The sequence below is a fragment of the Novacetimonas pomaceti genome (assembly GCF_003207955.1).
GTDB classification, from domain to species: domain Bacteria; phylum Pseudomonadota; class Alphaproteobacteria; order Acetobacterales; family Acetobacteraceae; genus Novacetimonas; species Novacetimonas pomaceti.
This window is the reverse complement of sequence record NZ_NOXG01000011.1, coordinates 57,490-74,598: the sequence shown is the minus strand read 5'-3', so window position 1 is coordinate 74,598 and position 17,109 is coordinate 57,490. Positions and strand designations below refer to the sequence as shown.

The 17,109-nt window shown below is 62.6% G+C and carries 13 protein-coding genes; 8 read left to right on the top strand and 5 right to left on the bottom strand.

From position 1 onward, the window contains the following. Positions 1–99 precede the first annotated feature (99 nt). The 3 genes from CFR71_RS10320 to CFR71_RS10310 all read right to left on the bottom strand — a co-directional run bounded on the left by CFR71_RS10320 (position 100) and on the right by CFR71_RS10310 (position 3,081). Positions 100–885: an ABC transporter ATP-binding protein gene (locus CFR71_RS10320; protein WP_110530775.1), complete on the bottom strand. Its 786-nt coding sequence runs from the start codon at positions 883–885 to the stop codon at positions 100–102. Continuing rightward, positions 882–1,889 (bottom strand): FecCD family ABC transporter permease, encoded by a 1,008-nt coding sequence (locus CFR71_RS10315; RefSeq protein WP_239019287.1) that lies wholly within the window; start codon positions 1,887–1,889, stop codon positions 882–884. Before CFR71_RS10315 ends, CFR71_RS10320 begins: the two co-directional genes overlap by 4 nt. A 91-nt stretch (positions 1,890–1,980) precedes the next feature. Beyond that, a complete protein-coding gene (locus CFR71_RS10310) occupies positions 1,981–3,081 on the bottom strand; it encodes an ABC transporter substrate-binding protein (RefSeq protein WP_110530819.1) in 1,101 nt (366 codons plus the stop codon). Between the two features lie 381 nt (positions 3,082–3,462). Between CFR71_RS10310 and CFR71_RS10300 the strand changes: the two genes are divergently transcribed. Next, positions 3,463–4,821: an NCS2 family permease gene (locus CFR71_RS10300; RefSeq protein WP_110530817.1), complete on the top strand. Its 1,359-nt coding sequence runs from the start codon at positions 3,463–3,465 to the stop codon at positions 4,819–4,821. 11 nt (positions 4,822–4,832) lie between these two features. Here CFR71_RS10300 and CFR71_RS10295 read toward each other — a convergent pair whose 3' ends face one another. Next, on the bottom strand, positions 4,833–5,444 hold the full coding sequence (locus tag CFR71_RS10295; protein WP_110530769.1) for a TetR/AcrR family transcriptional regulator: 612 nt from the start codon (positions 5,442–5,444) through the stop codon (positions 4,833–4,835). A gap of 275 nt (positions 5,445–5,719) precedes the next feature. Here CFR71_RS10295 and CFR71_RS10290 point away from each other — a divergent pair, with 275 nt between their 5' ends. Then, on the top strand, positions 5,720–7,933 hold the full coding sequence (locus CFR71_RS10290; protein ID WP_239020354.1) for a beta-N-acetylhexosaminidase: 2,214 nt from the start codon (positions 5,720–5,722) through the stop codon (positions 7,931–7,933). 48 nt (positions 7,934–7,981) lie between these two features. After that, complete coding sequence (locus CFR71_RS10285) at positions 7,982–9,262, top strand: exo-beta-N-acetylmuramidase NamZ family protein (RefSeq protein ID WP_110530812.1); 1,281 nt, start codon at positions 7,982–7,984, stop codon at positions 9,260–9,262. Between the two features lie 6 nt (positions 9,263–9,268). On the opposite strand, the gene CFR71_RS10280 is transcribed toward CFR71_RS10285, so the two are convergent. Continuing rightward, positions 9,269–10,408, bottom strand: coding sequence for an ROK family transcriptional regulator (locus CFR71_RS10280; RefSeq protein WP_110530767.1), 1,140 nt, complete (start codon positions 10,406–10,408; stop codon positions 9,269–9,271). A gap of 192 nt (positions 10,409–10,600) precedes the next feature. Here CFR71_RS10280 and CFR71_RS10275 point away from each other — a divergent pair, with 192 nt between their 5' ends. From CFR71_RS10275 to CFR71_RS10250, 5 genes are all read left to right on the top strand, one after another. After that, on the top strand, positions 10,601–11,488 hold the full coding sequence (locus tag CFR71_RS10275) for an ROK family protein (protein ID WP_110530765.1): 888 nt from the start codon (positions 10,601–10,603) through the stop codon (positions 11,486–11,488). Positions 11,489–12,780: 1,292 nt separating this feature from the next. Next, positions 12,781–14,088 carry a glucose/galactose MFS transporter gene (gene gluP / locus CFR71_RS10265; protein ID WP_239020353.1) on the top strand — a complete coding sequence of 436 codons (1,308 nt, stop codon included), beginning with the start codon at positions 12,781–12,783 and terminating at the stop codon, positions 14,086–14,088. Continuing rightward, a complete protein-coding gene (locus CFR71_RS10260) occupies positions 14,088–15,302 on the top strand; it encodes a hypothetical protein (protein ID WP_110530758.1) in 1,215 nt (404 codons plus the stop codon). The genes gluP and CFR71_RS10260 overlap by 1 nt, the downstream gene beginning before the upstream one ends. A gap of 14 nt (positions 15,303–15,316) precedes the next feature. Beyond that, positions 15,317–16,108: a glucosamine-6-phosphate deaminase gene (gene nagB, locus CFR71_RS10255; protein WP_165832089.1), complete on the top strand. Its 792-nt coding sequence runs from the start codon at positions 15,317–15,319 to the stop codon at positions 16,106–16,108. Positions 16,109–16,155: 47 nt separating this feature from the next. After that, the gene (locus tag CFR71_RS10250; RefSeq protein WP_110530754.1) at positions 16,156–17,106 is read left to right on the top strand and encodes an N-acetylglucosamine kinase; all 951 of its coding nucleotides are present in this window, start codon (positions 16,156–16,158) and stop codon (positions 17,104–17,106) included. Positions 17,107–17,109: the final 3 nt, after the last annotated feature.

Below are 17,109 nucleotides of genomic sequence, written 5' to 3'. Positions count from 1 at the left end.
ATAGGCTCAGAACGGCAGAGGTCGGGAAAAGAACAGGTAACGACAGGAAAAATATGATAACAAATTCGTGTTGCGCTGCATTGGCATCAGGCGCCGGGATCAGTCCGTGATGCCATCGACCATGACATACGGCTCCCCCCGGGTGCAGGTTTCGACGCGGGCATGTATGCCGTATGTCTGCTGCAGCAGCCGGGGCGAAATCACCGTGCGCGAGGGACCGGCGGCGATTATCCGCCCGTCGCGCATGATGACGGCGTCATCGGTCATACGCACCGCGATGTTCAGGTCATGCAGGACAATGATGGTCACGATCCCCCGCGCGGCGGTCGTCCGGCGCACGATGTCCATGACTGAAAACTGGTGATGCAGGTCCAGCGCGCTGAGCGGTTCGTCCAGCAGCAGGGCCTCGGGCTGCCGTCCCAGCGCCTGCGCCAGTCCCACAAGCTGCCGCTGGCCGCCCGACAGCTCATCCATGTAACGCATCGCCAGGTCCCCGATCCCGAACGTGTCCAGCGTTTCAAGGGCGTCGGCGATGACGGTATCGTCCGCGCCGCCCCCCATCCCGCTGACATGCCGGGCGGCGATCAGTGATTCCAGCACCTGCAGGTGCACGGGCGCGGGCAGCGTCTGCGGCAGATAGACGCAGTGGCGCGTGCGTTGCGCCAGCGGCATGCGCGACAGGTCCATGCCATTGAGCGTAATGAACGCGGGTGATGGCACGATGCCCGCCAGGGCACGCAGGAACGTGGATTTCCCGCTGCCGTTGGGGCCCAGCAGGGCGCAGACACGCCCACGGGCGAACGGCGCGGGATCAAGGTCATGCAGGACGGTGCGTCGTCCGTAACGCACGCTGACATGTTGCGCGCACAGGCCCGCGCCGGTCATGACAGCCCCTGCCGGCGCAGGACGATCGCAAGGAAAAAGGGAATGCCGACCAGCGCGGTGACAATTCCGGTCGGAATGATGACGCCGGGGATGATGTTGCGTGCCGCGACGGAAGAAAGCGACATGATCAGGCATCCGACCAGAAGGCTGCCGGGCAGGTAGAAACGGTGATCCTCCCCCAGCAGGCGACGCGCGATATGCGGGGCGACCAGCCCGATGAACCCGATGGTCCCGACAAACGAAACCGCCAGCGCGGACAGGATGCTGATGCGCAGCAGTGCCGCGCGCCGGACACGCGGGATGTCCACCCCCAGGCTGGAGGCCCGCTCCTCGCCCATGCGCAGGACCGTCAGCTTCCATGCCGCGCGAAAGGACAGTGGCGCGATCAGCAGGCATGCGGCGGCAAGGATGCCGATCCTGGGCCATGTCGCGCGTGTCAGGCTGCCCATCGTCCAGAAGACGAGGTCCTGAAGGGCGTCCTCACTCGCCATGAACTGCAGGAGGGAGACAAGGGCGTGGAACATGAACACCAGCGCGATGCCGAACAGGATGACCGTGCTGGTGCCCGCCCCGCGCAGGCGCGCGACAAGGTCCAGCAGGAACACCGAACCGATGGAAAAGACAAAGGCATTGGTGGAGATGATCCATGCCTCGGGCACGCCGGGGATATGCCATTGCAGGATGATCGCCAGCGACGCGCCGAACGCCGCCGCGGCGGAAACCCCGAGCGTGAACGGACTGGCCAGTGGATTGGCAAGGATGGTCTGCATTTCCGCCCCCGACAGTCCCAGCGCCGCGCCCACGCATATGGCCATCAGGGCATAGGGCAGGCGTATCTGCCAGACAATCACGCTTTCCCCCGCGGGTGCGTCATGCGGATGCAGCACGATATGCACCAGCCGCGCCGGGGAAAGGCCCGATGGCCCCAGCGCGAAATCGAGCGTCACGGAACAGGCGATCAGGAACACGATGACCGCGATGACCGCCATGCGACGTCGCAGCATCGCGCGATACCGGGCATGGATATCGCCCGCCGCCAGCGCGCGTTGCGTGACGGGGGCGGGGGAAAGGCTGTTCATATGGTCAGGGCCCGCCTTATGGCGTGATCCAGAAGGTGCCTTCCCGCGGGACCGGCAGGAAACGCCCGTAAAGCTCTTTTTCGGTCCTGTCGGGGTCAAGGTCGGCAAACAGGTCGGGGTGGAACCATTTGGCCATCACCTCCACCGCCAGGATATTGTAGGGGGAGTCATAAAATGCGTGCCACAGGCCATGGGCATGCCCGCCCGTGACGGCACGCAGCGTGGAAATGCCCGGACGTTCCTCCACTGTCCTGAGCGAACTGCGTGCGAGGTCGGGGGAAACCTCCGCCCCCATCCGCAGGCCCGGTCCCGCTGCCCTGGGGCCTTTCGTGCCATCGGCGATATAGATGTCGGGGTCCGAGGCGATGACCTTTTCCAGGGCGATATCGCCGATATAGCCGGGAAGCAGGGGGGCTGCGATGTTGCGCCCGCCCGCCGCCTCGATAAAGGCGCCCATGTTGCCCTTGCCCGCCGTGTGGCAGCAGCTTTCGCGCATGGCCGCCAGCATTTCGATGAACACCGTGGGCCGCTGTTCCATCGGGACTTTGGCAATGGCCTGCGTCACGCGGTCCAGATGCGACTGATAGAAGGTGATGTAGTCCTGCGCTTCGGCCTGACGGTTCAGGACCGTGCCCAGGATGCGCATGGATGGCACGGTATCATGCAGGGGGTTCGCGCGGAAATCGACAAAGACCACAGGTACGTGCGCCGCCTGCAACTGGCTGACCAGTTCGCTGGAGGCGCCGGGGCCATGGCCGGAAATCGTCAGGATCGCAAGGTCGGGACGCAGGTCCAGCACCTTTTCCGGGCTGATGGTGTCCGCCGTGGTCTTGCCGATCAGCGCCACCTTCGCCGCCGCCGGGAAACGCGCGACATACTGGTCATAGCTCTGGGTATCGGCGGTGCGGAACTCCCCCTGCCATCCGACAATCCGGTCGAACAGGTGTTCACGTTCCAGCGGGGCAAGGGCGTATATCAGGCGCCCTTCGCCAAGGACGATCCGGTGCACGTCGTGCGGGATTTCGACCGTGCGCCCCGCCATGTCCGTAATGGTGGCCGCATGCGCGCCAGCGGCGACGCACGTGCCATCCAGCAGCGGAGCGCCCAGTAACGGCATGACGGTGAAAAGGGCCGTCACCAGATGCCTGCACCGATGGAAGGTTCGTTTCATGCCGTTTTCCCCGCCTTGCATTGTCCCCATGCCGGCGTGCGGGACAGGGAATTCGGAAGCAGGGTCGGGTGATAATGATAATTGTTATCATTGTCAATTTGGACGGGATGCCGGCTCCCGCCCTTCCCGTGGTCGTGATGCTGCCGTTATCAGAACAGGCTGTGCAGATTTTAGGCCGCTCCCGCCCCCTCGGAAATCGTGGCCGCCGTGGTAGAAGGGCTGCTGTCATTGCGTTTCCGGACAGAGATGGCATCACCATGACGGACCACGACAACAAGACTTGCGGGACAGATGGCTGAGATGACCGATCATGAAAAGACCGGGGGCATGAGGCACGCGGCGCGTGGCGCGGGCGGGATGCTCGACCGGTATTTTGACATCACGCGGCGGGGGTCGACCCTGCTGCGTGAAATCGTGGCCGGTATCACCACCTTTGGCGCGGTTGCGTATATCATGGCGGTCAATCCGGCCATCCTGTCGATGGCGGGGCTGGATCACCATGACATGATCATGACCACGATCGCGGCATCGGTCTGTGGCACGCTGCTGATGGCCCTGATGGCCAACCTGCCGATTGCGTTGGCCCCGGCGATGAGCAGCAACATCATTTTCGCGCAGGTCGTCGTGATGCATATGGGCATCAGTCCCGCCGTGGCCTTTGCGATGGTGTTCCTGGGGGGCGCTGTTTTCGTGCTGCTGGCGCTGACATCGTGGCGGCAGAAGATCGTCAGCGGCTTTCCCGATCCGGTGATCTGCGGCATCCGATGCGCAATCGGGGCGTTCATCGTCAGGATCGGCCTGACGACGGGTGGGCTGGTCGTGCCGTCGCATGACGGGTTCGCCTTTGGCCTGCTGGCGCAGCCTGCGGTGGAACTCGCCCTTGGCGGGCTGGCGCTGGCGATGGTGCTGTCCTATGTGCGGGTTCCCGCGGCGATGCTGCTGTCGATCGTGGCCATCACCATCGCGGGCCTGTTCGTGCATGGCGCCGATGGCCGGTTGCTGACGCGCCTGCCCGCGCATGTATCGGACTGGCCGCATTATCCGTATCACATGCTGTTCACGTTCGATTTCCACGGGTTTGCCGCGAACATCCTCGTCCTTTTTCCCGTGGCCCTCTATTTTTTCCTCAGCGATTTTTTCGATGCGACAGGCACGATGATGGCCGTCACCCAGCGCGCGACGCAGGGCCGCGACGGGACGCCCCTGCCACTTGGTCGCGCGGCGTTCTGCGCGGATGGCGCGGCCAGCGTGATTGGCGCCACGCTGGGGACCAGCACGGTCTCGGCCTATCTGGAATCCCTTGTCGGGGTGGAGGCGGGCGGCCGCACCGGCCTTTGCGCGGTGGTGGTGGCGGCGCTGTTCGCGGTTTCTGCGTTCTTCTGGCCGCTGATTACCGCCATACCCGCCGTCGCCACGGCGCCTGTCCTGATTGTCGTGGGGCTGGGAATGCTTTCCACCCTGGCGTCGCCGCAGACGCTGGCGCTGGAGGAACTGATGTCCCCACTGCTGATGGTGGTGATTACCCTGATGACCGGAAATTTCATGTTGGCGCTGGCCTGTGGGCTGCTGCTGCATACAATGCTGGTCATCGGGCGGCGGCGCTGGCGGCAGCTGACGCCCATGCTCGTGGGGCTGGATATCGTCTTTGTCGTCTTCCTGCTTCTTGAAAGCCGCATGCAGGCGTAACGCGTGCCGCCTCAGCCTTCGTCCCCGGCCATGAAGCCATGCGAGCGCAGAAGGTGGGAGGTCGCGTACCATGCCTCCTTCGCCGCGTCCCGGTTGTCGCACGTTTCCGCCTGGACCATCGCGCCGTCCAGCAGCATGCACAGGGTCCGTCCCAGCATCGTGGCGGTTTCGATCTCCATCCCGCCGGATTGCAGCAGATGGCTGAACGCGCTGCACATGCTGTCCTTCTGCGCCTGGAGCAGGTGCGTGATCTCGTCATGGCGGCGGCGGTATTCGGCCGCCGCGTGCATGAACATGCAGCCGTGGAAATCATCGCCATGGAACAGCGCGTCGTACCAGTCGAAAATGGCGCGGATCTTCGCCAGCGGTGTTGTCTGTTGGTTGATCGCCTGCGCCAGTTCATCCTCGACATCGTGGATGTGGGTGGCGATCGCCTCGGACACCAGTACGTCCTTGCTGGGGAAATGGCGAAAGACCGTGGCCTTGGTCACGCCTGCGCGGGTGCGGATCGTATCCACGCTGACCGTCTGGTAGCCGACGCGGTTGAACAGCCAGCGTGCCGCCTGCAGGACCTTGGTGCGCTTTCCCTGCCGGGAGCCATCGGAATAAGCGGTGGTGGGCATGAACGGTTATGCCTTGCATGTATTTGTTGCATTGCAAAGCTATCTTTATAAAGCATCTTTCGCAATTTGGTAGCTTATTTTGTGCCTCCTGCCTGTTCCATGGCGGGCCTCCCCACCCGGCGCCGGACGATCGGACGGGATGGGGGCAGGGGGCATATGCAAAAGGAAAGCTTTATTTTACTTTCCGAACAAAATGGAGCGTGCCAGTAATTGGGGGCCTGTCGCCGTCCGGTTTCTGGTGGAGCCTGTTCCCTGAATGGAAAGAATTTGACCTGATGCTTCCCTTTCTGCGCCGTTCCCGTCGTTTTCTCCATAATGCCTGCAGCTCCATGGCGCTGCTCGCGGCGTTGTGTGGCCCGGCAGTCGCCGCCACGTCGTCCGCGCCGCTGATGCCGCAGCCCCGCGCCATCACGCTGTCGGGGCAGGATATTCCGGTTTCCGGCGGGGTTCGCATCGAATGGGCCGGCAAGCCCACCCCCATGCTGCGTCGGGCGGGAGAACGCTTTTCCGCGCGCCTCGCCATGCTCGCGGGGCGTCCCGCGCCCGGCGTGGCGCCGGTCGTGCTGCATATTTCCAGCCAGCCCGATCCGACGTATCTGAGTGTTCAGGAACGTGAGCATTACACCCTTGGCGTTGCCGCGAACGGGGGCATCCATCTGGATGCGGATGGTCCGGCTGGCGTGCTGCATGGCCTGGCGACCCTGCTGCAGCTGGTCGCGCTGACGCAGCAGGGGCCGGTCCTGCATGAAGCCAGCATCGACGATGCCCCGCGCTTTGCATGGCGTGGGGTGATGCTGGACGTGTCGCGCCATTTCATGTCGGTGGAAACGGTCAAGCGCCAGCTCGACGCCATGGAACTGACCAAGCTCAATGTCCTGCACTGGCATCTGAGTGATGGCACGGGTTTCCGCGTCGAAAGCCGGCGCTTCCCCCGCCTGCAGCGCGTGGGGGGGCATAACCAGTATTACACGCAGGCGCAGGTGAGTCAGGTCGTGGCCTATGCCGCCGATCGCGGCATCCGCATCGTGCCGGAATTCGACGTGCCCGGCCATGCGCTGTCGCTTCTGGAGGCCTATCCCGAACTGGCGGCCCAGCACGTGCCTTCCGAAGAGGAACGCAAGTACCCGTGCACGATCACCATCAATCAGGTCAGGACCGATGCGAACTGCAACAAGGTCTATAACCTGAACAATGCGGCGTTCGATCCGACAAAGCCGCAGACGCTGCGTTTCATAAGTGCGCTGTACGAGGAAATGGGACACCTGTTCCCCGACCGGTATTTCCATTCCGGTGGGGATGAGGTCGCAAGCCGGCAATGGAACGACAATCCCGCCATCGTGGCCTACATGAAGCAGCATGGTTTTGCCGACGCGCCCGCGTTGCAGGCCGCCTTTACCGCGCAGATCGAACATGCCCTTGCCCGGCAGGGCAAGATCATGATGGGCTGGGACGAAGTCAGCGAGGCCCCGATCCCCTCCAACGTCGTGGTCGAGGCCTGGCGCGGTTCGAAATGGGTCCAGTCGGCGACGGCGGCGGGGCATCCGGTTGTCGTCTCTTCCGGCTATTACCTCGATCTGCTGACGCCTGCCGCGACACATTATCAGGTCGATCCCATCGATCCCAAGGCCGTGGGCCTGCCACAGGACGCGCTTGGCAAGGGACATGGCAGGCATAGGCCGGCGGCCGACGCCTTTGCGCTGGATCCGGACGCGAAGCCACTGGATGCGGCGCAGCGGCAGCTCGTGCTGGGGGGGGAGGCACCGTTGTGGAGCGAACTCGTCTCGGACGAGATGGTCGATGCCCGCATGTGGCCACGTTCGGCGGCGATTGCCGAACGGTTCTGGTCCGATGCCTCCGTGCGCGATGTGGCGGATATGGAAAGGCGCCTGCCGCTGATCGAACACGAACTGGAGGCAACCGGCCTGCAGGCGCGCGTGCATGAAAAGGAAATGATCGCGCGCCTGACGCCACAGAATGTAACCCCGTTGACGGTACTGACATCCGTGACAAGCCCGGTGCGCAATTACGCCCTGAACCGCCTGGCCTCGCGCAGTGGCGACGCCATGCTGAACGCGCCTGTCGCGATTGCCGCCCCCGACAGTTTCGACGCGATTGCATTTAACGCCATGGCGGCGCGCTATGCCGCGGGGGAAAAGGAACTGGCAGTCCCCATGAGGGAGATGCTGCGGCGGTATGTGGCGAATGATGCGGCCTATGCCACGGTCGCGACGACGCCGCTTCTTCAGGATGCGCGTCCCGTGTCGCAGCAACTGGCGGAAGTGGCGACGGTGGGGCTGGAAGCCCTCCGCAAGCATAAGGGGCATGGCCACCACTGGCACAGGCGTGTCAACAGGGTGCTTGCGGTGCAGGATGCCACCTTTGCCGCATGTGCCACCAGCGTGGTGGCCCGTGCGCGCCCGCAGCCGCCATCGGGCCTGCTGATCGATATCGTGCCGGGTGTCCATGCCCTCGTCAATCATGCGCACTGAAGCCACGCGACGACAGTATTCAATGCGATGCAGGGAAAGGATGGCTTCATGCGGCTGACACGCAGGGCGATGTGGAAGGGGGGCATGGCCCTGTGTGGCGGTGCATTGTTGAAAGGTCGGCCGGCTGGCGCGAAAACGCCAGATTGCGCTGGCGACAGTCTTCATTCCGTCCAGACAGGCTTTGAATGCCTGCGTTCGGACCGTTACGAAATCCTGCGCGGGCGCAAGGTCGGGCTGGTGGCCAATCCGACCAGCGTGGGCAGGAACCTGCACCATATCGCCGATATCATGCATGCGGACGCGGGTTTTGACCTGCATGCCATTTTCGGGCCTGAACACGGCTTTCGCGGGTCCGCCCCGGCGGGCCAGTCAGAGGCCCCGACCCGTGATCCGCATACCGGCGTCATGGTCTATGACATCTATAACATTGCGGGGGCGCGGCTTGATTCCATCCTGCGGGCTTCTGGCATCGATCTTATGGTTTTCGACATCCAGGATGTGGGGTCGCGTTTTTATACTTATATATCGACGCTTTACGATACAATCTGCGCATGTGCGCGGCTGGGGATCGATTATGTCGTGCTGGACCGTCCCAATCCCGTTTCGGGACAACGGGTGGAAGGTCCTGTCCTTGACCCGCATTTTGCGTCCTTTGTCGGCAGGCAGGCCATTCCCATACGGCACGGCATGACGGTCTGTGAAATTGCAGGCCTGTTCAACGAATGTTTCGTCCCCTCTGTCGCGGGGCGGTCGGTGCGCCTGCGGCATGTGGCCATGAAGGGCTGGCGCCGGGACCTGTTTTTCGACCAGACGGACCTGCCCTGGATTCCGCCCAGTCCCAATATGCCGACATTGCAGACGGCGATTGCCTATTCCGGGACCTGTCTGTTCGAGGGAACGAACATGTCCGTGGGGCGTGGGACGGCGATGCCCTTCCTGTATCTGGGGACGCCGGACCTGGATGCCGCGGCATGGCGCGACAGGCTGGAGGCAGCGAACCTGCCGGGTGTCGCGTTCCGCGATGTTGCGTTTTCCCCTTCGGCTTTTGTCGACAAGGGGAAAATGGATCATGGGGTGCAGATCGTCATTACCGACAGGGACCGCTTTGAATCGGTCAGGACCGGTGTCACGCTGATTTCCACGTTGCGCGGCCTGCTGCCGGCCCTGCCGTGGGGCGGGAACAGTCGGACGTTCGACCTGCTTGCCGGGACCGATACCCTTCGTCACCAGCTTGATCAGGGGATCGGGCCTGACGCCATTGTCCAGTCATGGCAGGACGGGCTGGCGCGTTTCGGGGCCCTGCGCAACAAATACCTGCTTTATGGCTGATGCTGGCTATTCACTGAACAGGAACTGGCGCGTGGCGATCCCGGCCGCGCCGGTGGCCCAGTCCGTGCGCCGCGTTTCGCGCAGGGTAAGGGTCGTTTCCCAATCCGGGCGCGGCATGACGTGCGTTTCCATCGTCTGGCGCAGGACCGCGCCAAAGACTCCTTCGCGAAAGGGCTGGTCCAGCATGACCACGACCTGGCTGGGATCAAACAGCTGGACAAGCTGCGCCACGGCAAGTCCCATCGCGCCGCCGGCAATATGAAGGATGCGCAGGGCATCGGCATGGCCGTCCCGCGCCAGCAGTTCAAGTTCGGCGGGCGAACCCGGCAGGTCGCGCTGCTGCGCCATGGAACGTATGGCCTGGAGCGAGGAGACCGTATCAAGGCATCCGCGCTTGCCACAGCTGCACGGACGCTCCGTCTCTTTCCCGTCAGGCCAGAATACCGTCGTGTGGGAGATTTCGCCCGCACCGCCGTGAAAGCCACGATGCAGCTTTCCATCGACGATATGGGCGCATCCAATGCCCCCGTCGCCCACGATGATCATGCTGAAATCGGGACAGTCGCGCAATATTCCAAACAGGTGTTCGCCCTGTACCAGCGCGTTGGCGTCGTTTTCCGCGAAAACCGGCACCTTCAGCCGTTCCCTGAGTGGGGTGACAATGTCGATGTCCCGCCATCCCAGTGCGGTCGAACGCAGGCATACGCGCCGGTCCAGCGCGACAAATCCCGGAATTGCGATGCCGACACCGCCAAGCGGGCCTGCCCGGTCACCGGCCCGTGCCAGCAGCGTTTCGATGCCGCTGGCGATATGATCGACACAGGTATCGGGATCAGGGATGCGGGGAAAATCCATCTGGGCCAGAATTTCGCCGTGCAGGTCCGTCAGCAGGATCTGCGCCGGATCGGACTGCAGCGAAACCCCCGCGAAACAGGCGGAGATGGCATTCAGCCCCAGCAGGATGGCCGGGCGTCCCTGCCCGAAGACCAGTTCACGTTCGGAAAGGATGTTGCGATCCAGCAGTTCGCGCGTCAGGGTCGAGACGGTCGCCTTGCTCAGCCCGGTAATTTCCACCAGTTGCGTTCTACTGATATTGCCCATCATGCTGATGGCGCGAAGTACCCGGTATTGTCCAGACGTAAACATTCGTGCCCTGATCCAGTATCTGCGATCTTTGTTTTCAATTGATACGTACCCGAAAGACAATTAGTATGAAAGTAGAACTTAGTGAGTTGACTGAATGATCCCGCGTGCTTTTTCCGGGGCATGTCCTGTCCGTGACGTGCCATGCCCGTTTCTGGACCTGTCTGCCATATGCAGGTGCGGGAGTGATGTCGCGTGATACTGTGTGCGGATATTGGCGGTTCCTATATCGATTTTGCGCAGGCTGACGCAAAGCATGAGCTGTCGCACCGAAAGCGCACGCCGACGCCCACCACGGATCTGGAACGGTTTGTGTCGGCAATGAATGACATGACCGCCGGTTACGACGCGGCGATGCCACTGCATATTGCAATCGCGGGCGTCTGCGCGCCGCGCAGCGGCCAGACGCGCACTGCCAACATTCCCTGCGTCAATGGCGTGCCCCTGCGGCGGCTTCTGGCTGAACGGTTGGGACGTCGCGTGCTTGTCGCCAATGACGCGCACTGCTTCGCCCTGAGCGAGGCCATGCAGGGCGCGGGCGCCGGACATGACATTGTTTTCGGGATCATCCTGGGGACAGGCGTTGGCGGGGGCCTGATCATCGATGGGCGTCCCGTGATCGGGCCGGGAGGACTGGGTGGCGAGTGGGGACACGGTCCCTTCATACCCGAAGCCACCGGGCCGGGCAGCATTCCCGCGCTGCCATGCCAGTGCGGGCAGCGTGGATGTCTGGATACGATTGGTGGCGCGCGCGGGATCGAGCGTCTGCATCATCATCTGGGTGGCGGGGAACTGCATGCCCGTTCCCTTCTTGCGCAGTGGCGGGAGGGAGATGGGGCGGCACGACGGACGGTGGATGTCTGGCTGGATCGCATGTCCGCGGGGCTTGCGATGGTTGCGAACGTGACGGGGGCCTCCATCATGCCGGTGGGCGGGGGGCTGGCGCATCAGGTGGCCCTGATTGAAGCACTGGACCGCAAGGTCCGTGACCGTATCCTGCGCCATCAGGGAAATCCGCTTGTCGTGCCGGGTCATCTGCCGGGGGAGTCAGGGTTGATCGGGGCTTCGTGGCTGAAAGACTGAATGGCTGTCTGAAGGCGGCCACCTGATATAAAAATGACAGAAGTTTTTGGTGAAGCTTTTTGCAAAAAGCTTCGAAGAACGTTACCTTTTTGAAAAAAAAGGCAACATCCAAAAACGTTTATAATTTCAGGGTATTATCAGGTCGATTTTTCCAGGCGGATTCTGAGGGAACGATCCTTTACAGGATCGGGCAGCGACGGTTTTATCGTCGGCATGCCCGCCGGCTGTCCGATCTGTCGCGGGATGCGGCTTGCGGGCCAGATGGCCAGCCCGGTTGAAAGGGGGGGCGGACGCCGGGAATCGAACCCGCAATGTTCGGCAGGTTGCCACTTTCAGGGCTGATGGGGCTGTCGTCAGCGTGATGTGGTGATCCGGCCGATCCCTGCGCAAAATGCGGGGTTGCATGCGCAGACACGAAATCTATCAAATTAAAACAGTCGCTTATTTCAGAGATTCTCCGGCTTTTTGGCCTGTCCCTCGCAAGGTCGGTAAAAGGCACGCCTCACCCAATACTTTGTTTTTGTGGCTGAACTATCATTGGATGGTTTCCGAACTATTGCGTCCACCCGGATTGCCCGGCATTATCCGTTAACAGAAGAAAACGTTTGTTTCGTCACTTCAATGACATCAATGCAGGGCATCACGTTCATGAACGTTTCGTCTCGTTATCAACCCTTCTGTTTCCGGGCATGTATGGCGGTTGGTCCTGCTGGTGAAGACGGCGTGGCCATGACCGGCATCGGGAATGCAGGCGTCCTGTCGCATTGCGTTGTCATGTCTCGTGCATGCGGATGATCGGGGCGTCATCAATGGTGCGACGGTATTGTATGTGTCGGCACCGGTCGCGACCTGCGGCCGGATTTCCAACGCTGGCGCTGCGTCTGTGCTGGCGTTGTCCGGATTGCCACAATGCCGGGTCGGTACCAGCATGTCATGAGGGACGGTAACTGCAATGCCGGTTGGGAAAATATTCTGTCTCCCCTATGGAAAAATCGTGACCGGGCCTTCCTGCATTCCGTCCGGTATCGCGCCGGGCTCCCATTATCGAGTTGCCATCATGAATGGGATGCATCCGTCAAAGATGTCGCGTCACGGGATGGATGACATGAATGCGGACGGCGAAGCTGCCGGGTCGAAAGGGGCGTGGTCCATCAGGGATGTCCGTCTGGCCGGTCCCGTCCATGACGTGTCTGCCGCCATGGGGTTTGTTTCGGTCGGTTTCTGATCATTGCCTGTCATCGTGGCGGTGTCTTTCGGGCCATCGCTGCGATTGTCGGGTCAGGGAGGCTCCATTGTCCGCACCATATCCTGAAAGTCCTGCCGGAACATATGGCTGGCGGCCCATCGTCATTATTGCCAGCCTGTTTTTCATTATCGGTTTCGTGACGTGGCTTAACGGTCCCCTGATCACCTTCGTGCAGGTGGCGTTTGACCTCAGCACCGTCAGCGCATTCCTTGTCCCCATGTGTTTCTACTTTTCCTATCTGCTGTTTCCCGTGCCTGCGACCATGCTGGCGCAGCGGACGGGACTGCGGGGCGGTCTGGTCATCGCGCTGGTGATCCTGTCCGCCGGGATCGCGATCTTTGGCGAATGCGTCAGCGTGCGATGGTATCCGGGGGCATTGGGGGGCCTGTTTGTCATCGGGGCGGGGCTGTCGCTGCTGCAGGTCACGATCAATCCCTATGTGACGCTTCTCGGGCCGCCGCAAAAGGCAGCGCAGCGTATCGCCATCATGGGGGTCGCGAACAAGCTGGCGGGAATTGTGGCCCCCATCGTCCTTGCCCTGCTGGTCATGCGCAACATCAATGACATCGCGCTCAGGGTAAAGGCCGCCCCGGATGCCGGCGCCCGTGATCACATCCTGGACCAGTTCGCCCATGCGGTGCAGGCACCCTATCTGATCATGGCGCTGATACTGCTGGTGACCGCCGTGGGGCTGGCGCGCTCTTCACTGCCGGAAATAGATATTTCCACGCCTGAAGAAGAGGATGCGGTGGCAGAGGAAAAAGACCCGAAACGCGGCCCGGCATATCTGTGGTTCGGCGTGGCGTGCATGTTCCTTTATGTCGGGACGGAAGTCATGGCGGGTGACGCCATTGGCGCATATGGAGCAAGTCTTGGTCTGCCGCTTGACCAGACGAAGTTCTTTACCTCGCTGACCCTTGCGGCGATGATGTGTGGCTACATACTGGGCATGTTTCTGGTGCCGCGCGTCTTTTCGCAGGAACGTTATCTAGGGCTGTCGGCGGGATGCGGGCTGGTGCTGTGCGCGCTGACATGGCTGACGCATGGCTATGTTTCGGTCATGTGCGTCGCCCTGTTCGGTTTTGCCAATGCCATGATACTTCCCGCCCTCTTTCCCATCGTGATCCGCGAAGTGAAGGAACGCAGCGCCCAGGCGACCGCAATGCTGGTCATGGCATTTTCAGGCGGGGCGGTGCTGCCACAGATATTCGTGCAGACCATGCCGTTTCTGGGTGTGCAGAATGCCTTTGTCGCGCTGATGGCGCCATCCTATGGCCTGATAATCCTGTATGACATCATGATCCAGCGTCGGGGCCGGTCGCGTCCGGCACCGGTGATGATGGTCGAAAGCTGATGTCCTATCGCGGCCTGTACATATATCCGTGGGATATTTCGGAGCAGGGGGACCTGCCCGGCTTTGCCACGGAAATGCGGGCAATCGGGGTCAATACGCTATGCATTGCCTCGGCCTATCATGCGGGAAAGTTCCTGCGTCCTCACGGCAGGGGGGGGAAGGTGTTCTTTCCCCAGGACGGGGCGGTCTATCTGCCGACGCGGCCCGAAACATACGGGACGATCCGTCCCATCATGGCGCGGCAGGGCCTTGGCGCCGATGCAATGCGGGTCCTGCGCGCGCATGGGCTGAACCTGTCGGCGTGGACCGTGCTTTTCCATAATACCGCGCTGGGCGCGCGCTATCCGCAGTTTGCCTGCCACAATGCGTTTGGCGACTGTTATCCCTACAGCCTGTGCCCGTCCCATCGGGAGGTTCGCGCCTATGGGGTATCGCTGTGTCGCGATATCGCCGCGCATCCGCATATTGACGGCCTTGTTCTCGAGACCCCGGGATGGCAGCCGTTCCATCATGGTTTCCATCATGAAATGAGCCTCCTGTCGCCCAACCCATGGTCCGATACCCTTCTGGGGCTGTGTTTCTGTGGGGCATGCGTCGCGGGCGCGACAGGGGCGGGGATTGGCGCATGCGGCGTGCGACAGCGTGTGCGCGAACATCTGTCGGCCTATTTCGCGCGTCGTGGCGACGGCACGGCGGCCGAAGGCCATGACCGCCTGATGCATGCCGTGCTGTTTGATGACGACCTGCGGGCGTTCCTGCGCTGGCGCTGTGGGCAGGTGACCTCCCTTGTGGCGGAAATCCGTCAGGCCATTTCACCTGACGTCAGCGTGCATGCCATCCCCTCGGTCCAGGCCAGCCCCGTTCAGGCATGGGTGGAGGGCACCGACCTTGCCGCGCTGGCGGGGGCATGTGACGGGCTGGAGGTATGCCTGTATGGCGCCGATACGCGCGCCCTGCTGTCGCGGTTCGAGGATGTGCGCGACATCGTGCCGGATCAGGATTCCCTTCGCGCCGTCCTGCGCCCCGCCGCGTGCGATTTCAGCGACGCCGCGTCGTTTGGCGCCCAGGTCGACGCGCTGGCGCGGCGCGGCGTGCGCGATTTCGCCTTTTACAATTTCGGTCACCTGCGCCGGGAAAACATCAACTGGATAGGTCAGGCACTCGATGACCTGCCCGCCCCGGACAGGGCGGGCATCGTGACATCGATGCACTGAAACTGGAGAATGTCATGAAGGTTGTCATCTGTCCGACCGCCGAACATACAACCGCGTTGACGGCGCGCGTCATTGAAAGGGCCGTGCGCCAGAAACCGGATATCGTGCTGGGCCTTGCGACCGGCCGCACGATGGAGGCCGTGTATGCCCATCTGGTGACTGCGCACAGGCAGGCAGGACTGGATTTCGAACGGTGCCGGACATTCAATCTTGACGAATATGCCGGCATTGCCCCGTCCTCGGCCCGTTCCTATCGCACCTATATGGATGAACACCTGTTTTCGCGGGTCAACATCGTCCACAGCGCGACCCATGTCCCCGATGGAAGTGCCGATGACATCGCGGCGCAGTGCGCGGGATACGAAGATGCGATCCGCGCCAGCGGCGGCGTGGGGCTTCAGCTTCTGGGCCTGGGGGAAAATGGCCATATCGGGTTCAATGAACCCTTTTCCGCCTTTACGTCGCGGACGCGGCTCGTGACCCTTGATCCTGCCACGCGACAGCAGAATGTCGGCATGTTCGACGATGACCTGACGCAGGTTCCCTATCACGCCATTACGATGGGAATTGCGACGATCCTCGATGCCCGTCGCACGGTCATGGTCGTGAACGGACAGGCCAAGGCCGAAATGCTGGCGCGCGTGATCGAGGGACCGATGACCGCCAGCATCAGCGCCACCGCCCTGCAGATGCATGCCGACTGCCTGATCATCGCGGACGAGGCCGCGGCGGGCGCGCTTTCGCGGCGTGCGTATATTACGCACCTGATGCAGCATGACCCGGAACTCAGGGCGCTTTTGTCCTGATGCGGATGGCGGGGCGGGCTGGTATCCCCCGAGGACAGGATAACGTTATGAACGATGCAATTCTGGCGGTGGATGGCGGGGGAACGCGGACCCGCGCCGTCGTTGTCGCGCGCGATGGCCATGTCATCGAACGCCGCCATGCGGGTGGCAGCAATCCCTATGACAAGGCGGACTGGGCGGAAACGCTGCGCGGGCTCCTGCACGGTATCGGGTCGCGTCCCCTGCGGGCGGCGACGGTCGGCCTTGCGGGATACAGCGCGTTGAGGCCGTCGTCGCGCATGCAGGAAGAGGTCATTCGCCAGGCCCTTGGCCCGGATATCACCATCATGATGTGTCCGGACGTGGAAATCGCCTGTATTGGCGCATTCGCCGATGGGCCGGGCATTCTGGCCCTGGCGGGAACCGGGTCGGTGATATGGGCAGACGACCACCAGAATCCGCCGCTACGGATCGGTGGCTGGGGCTTCATGCTGGGGGACGAGGGAAGCGGATACTGGATCGGGCGCATCGCGCTGGGCCGGGTTGTCCATTTCATCGATACCCGCCATCCGGGCGAAGCGGCGTTCGCGCGCAGCATATTGCAGGCGCTGGACCTGCCGGCCGATCCGGATATCGCGGGGGAGGCGCTGCTGGAATGGCAGCGGGTACAGGCGCATCCGCGCTCGGCGATTGCGTCGTTGGCGCATGTGGTTGACCGTCTGGCCGATGAGGGCTGCGTGGAGGCCACGCGCATTCTGGTGCGGGCGGCGCGTTTCCTGTCGTCACAGGTCAGGACCGCGCGCACGCGCCTGCAGCGCCCCCTGCCATGGAGCCATAGCGGCAGCGTGTTCCACAGCCGCACTGTGGTCGAAACCGTGACGCGCTTCCTGGACGAGGCCCCGCAGCCACCGCAGTTTTCGGCCATTGGCGGCGGCGCCATGCGGGCCGCGCGACTTGCGGGATGGGATATCGACCCTTCGTGGCTGGCGCGGCTTCGCCATGGCCTGTCGTGTGACTGACGG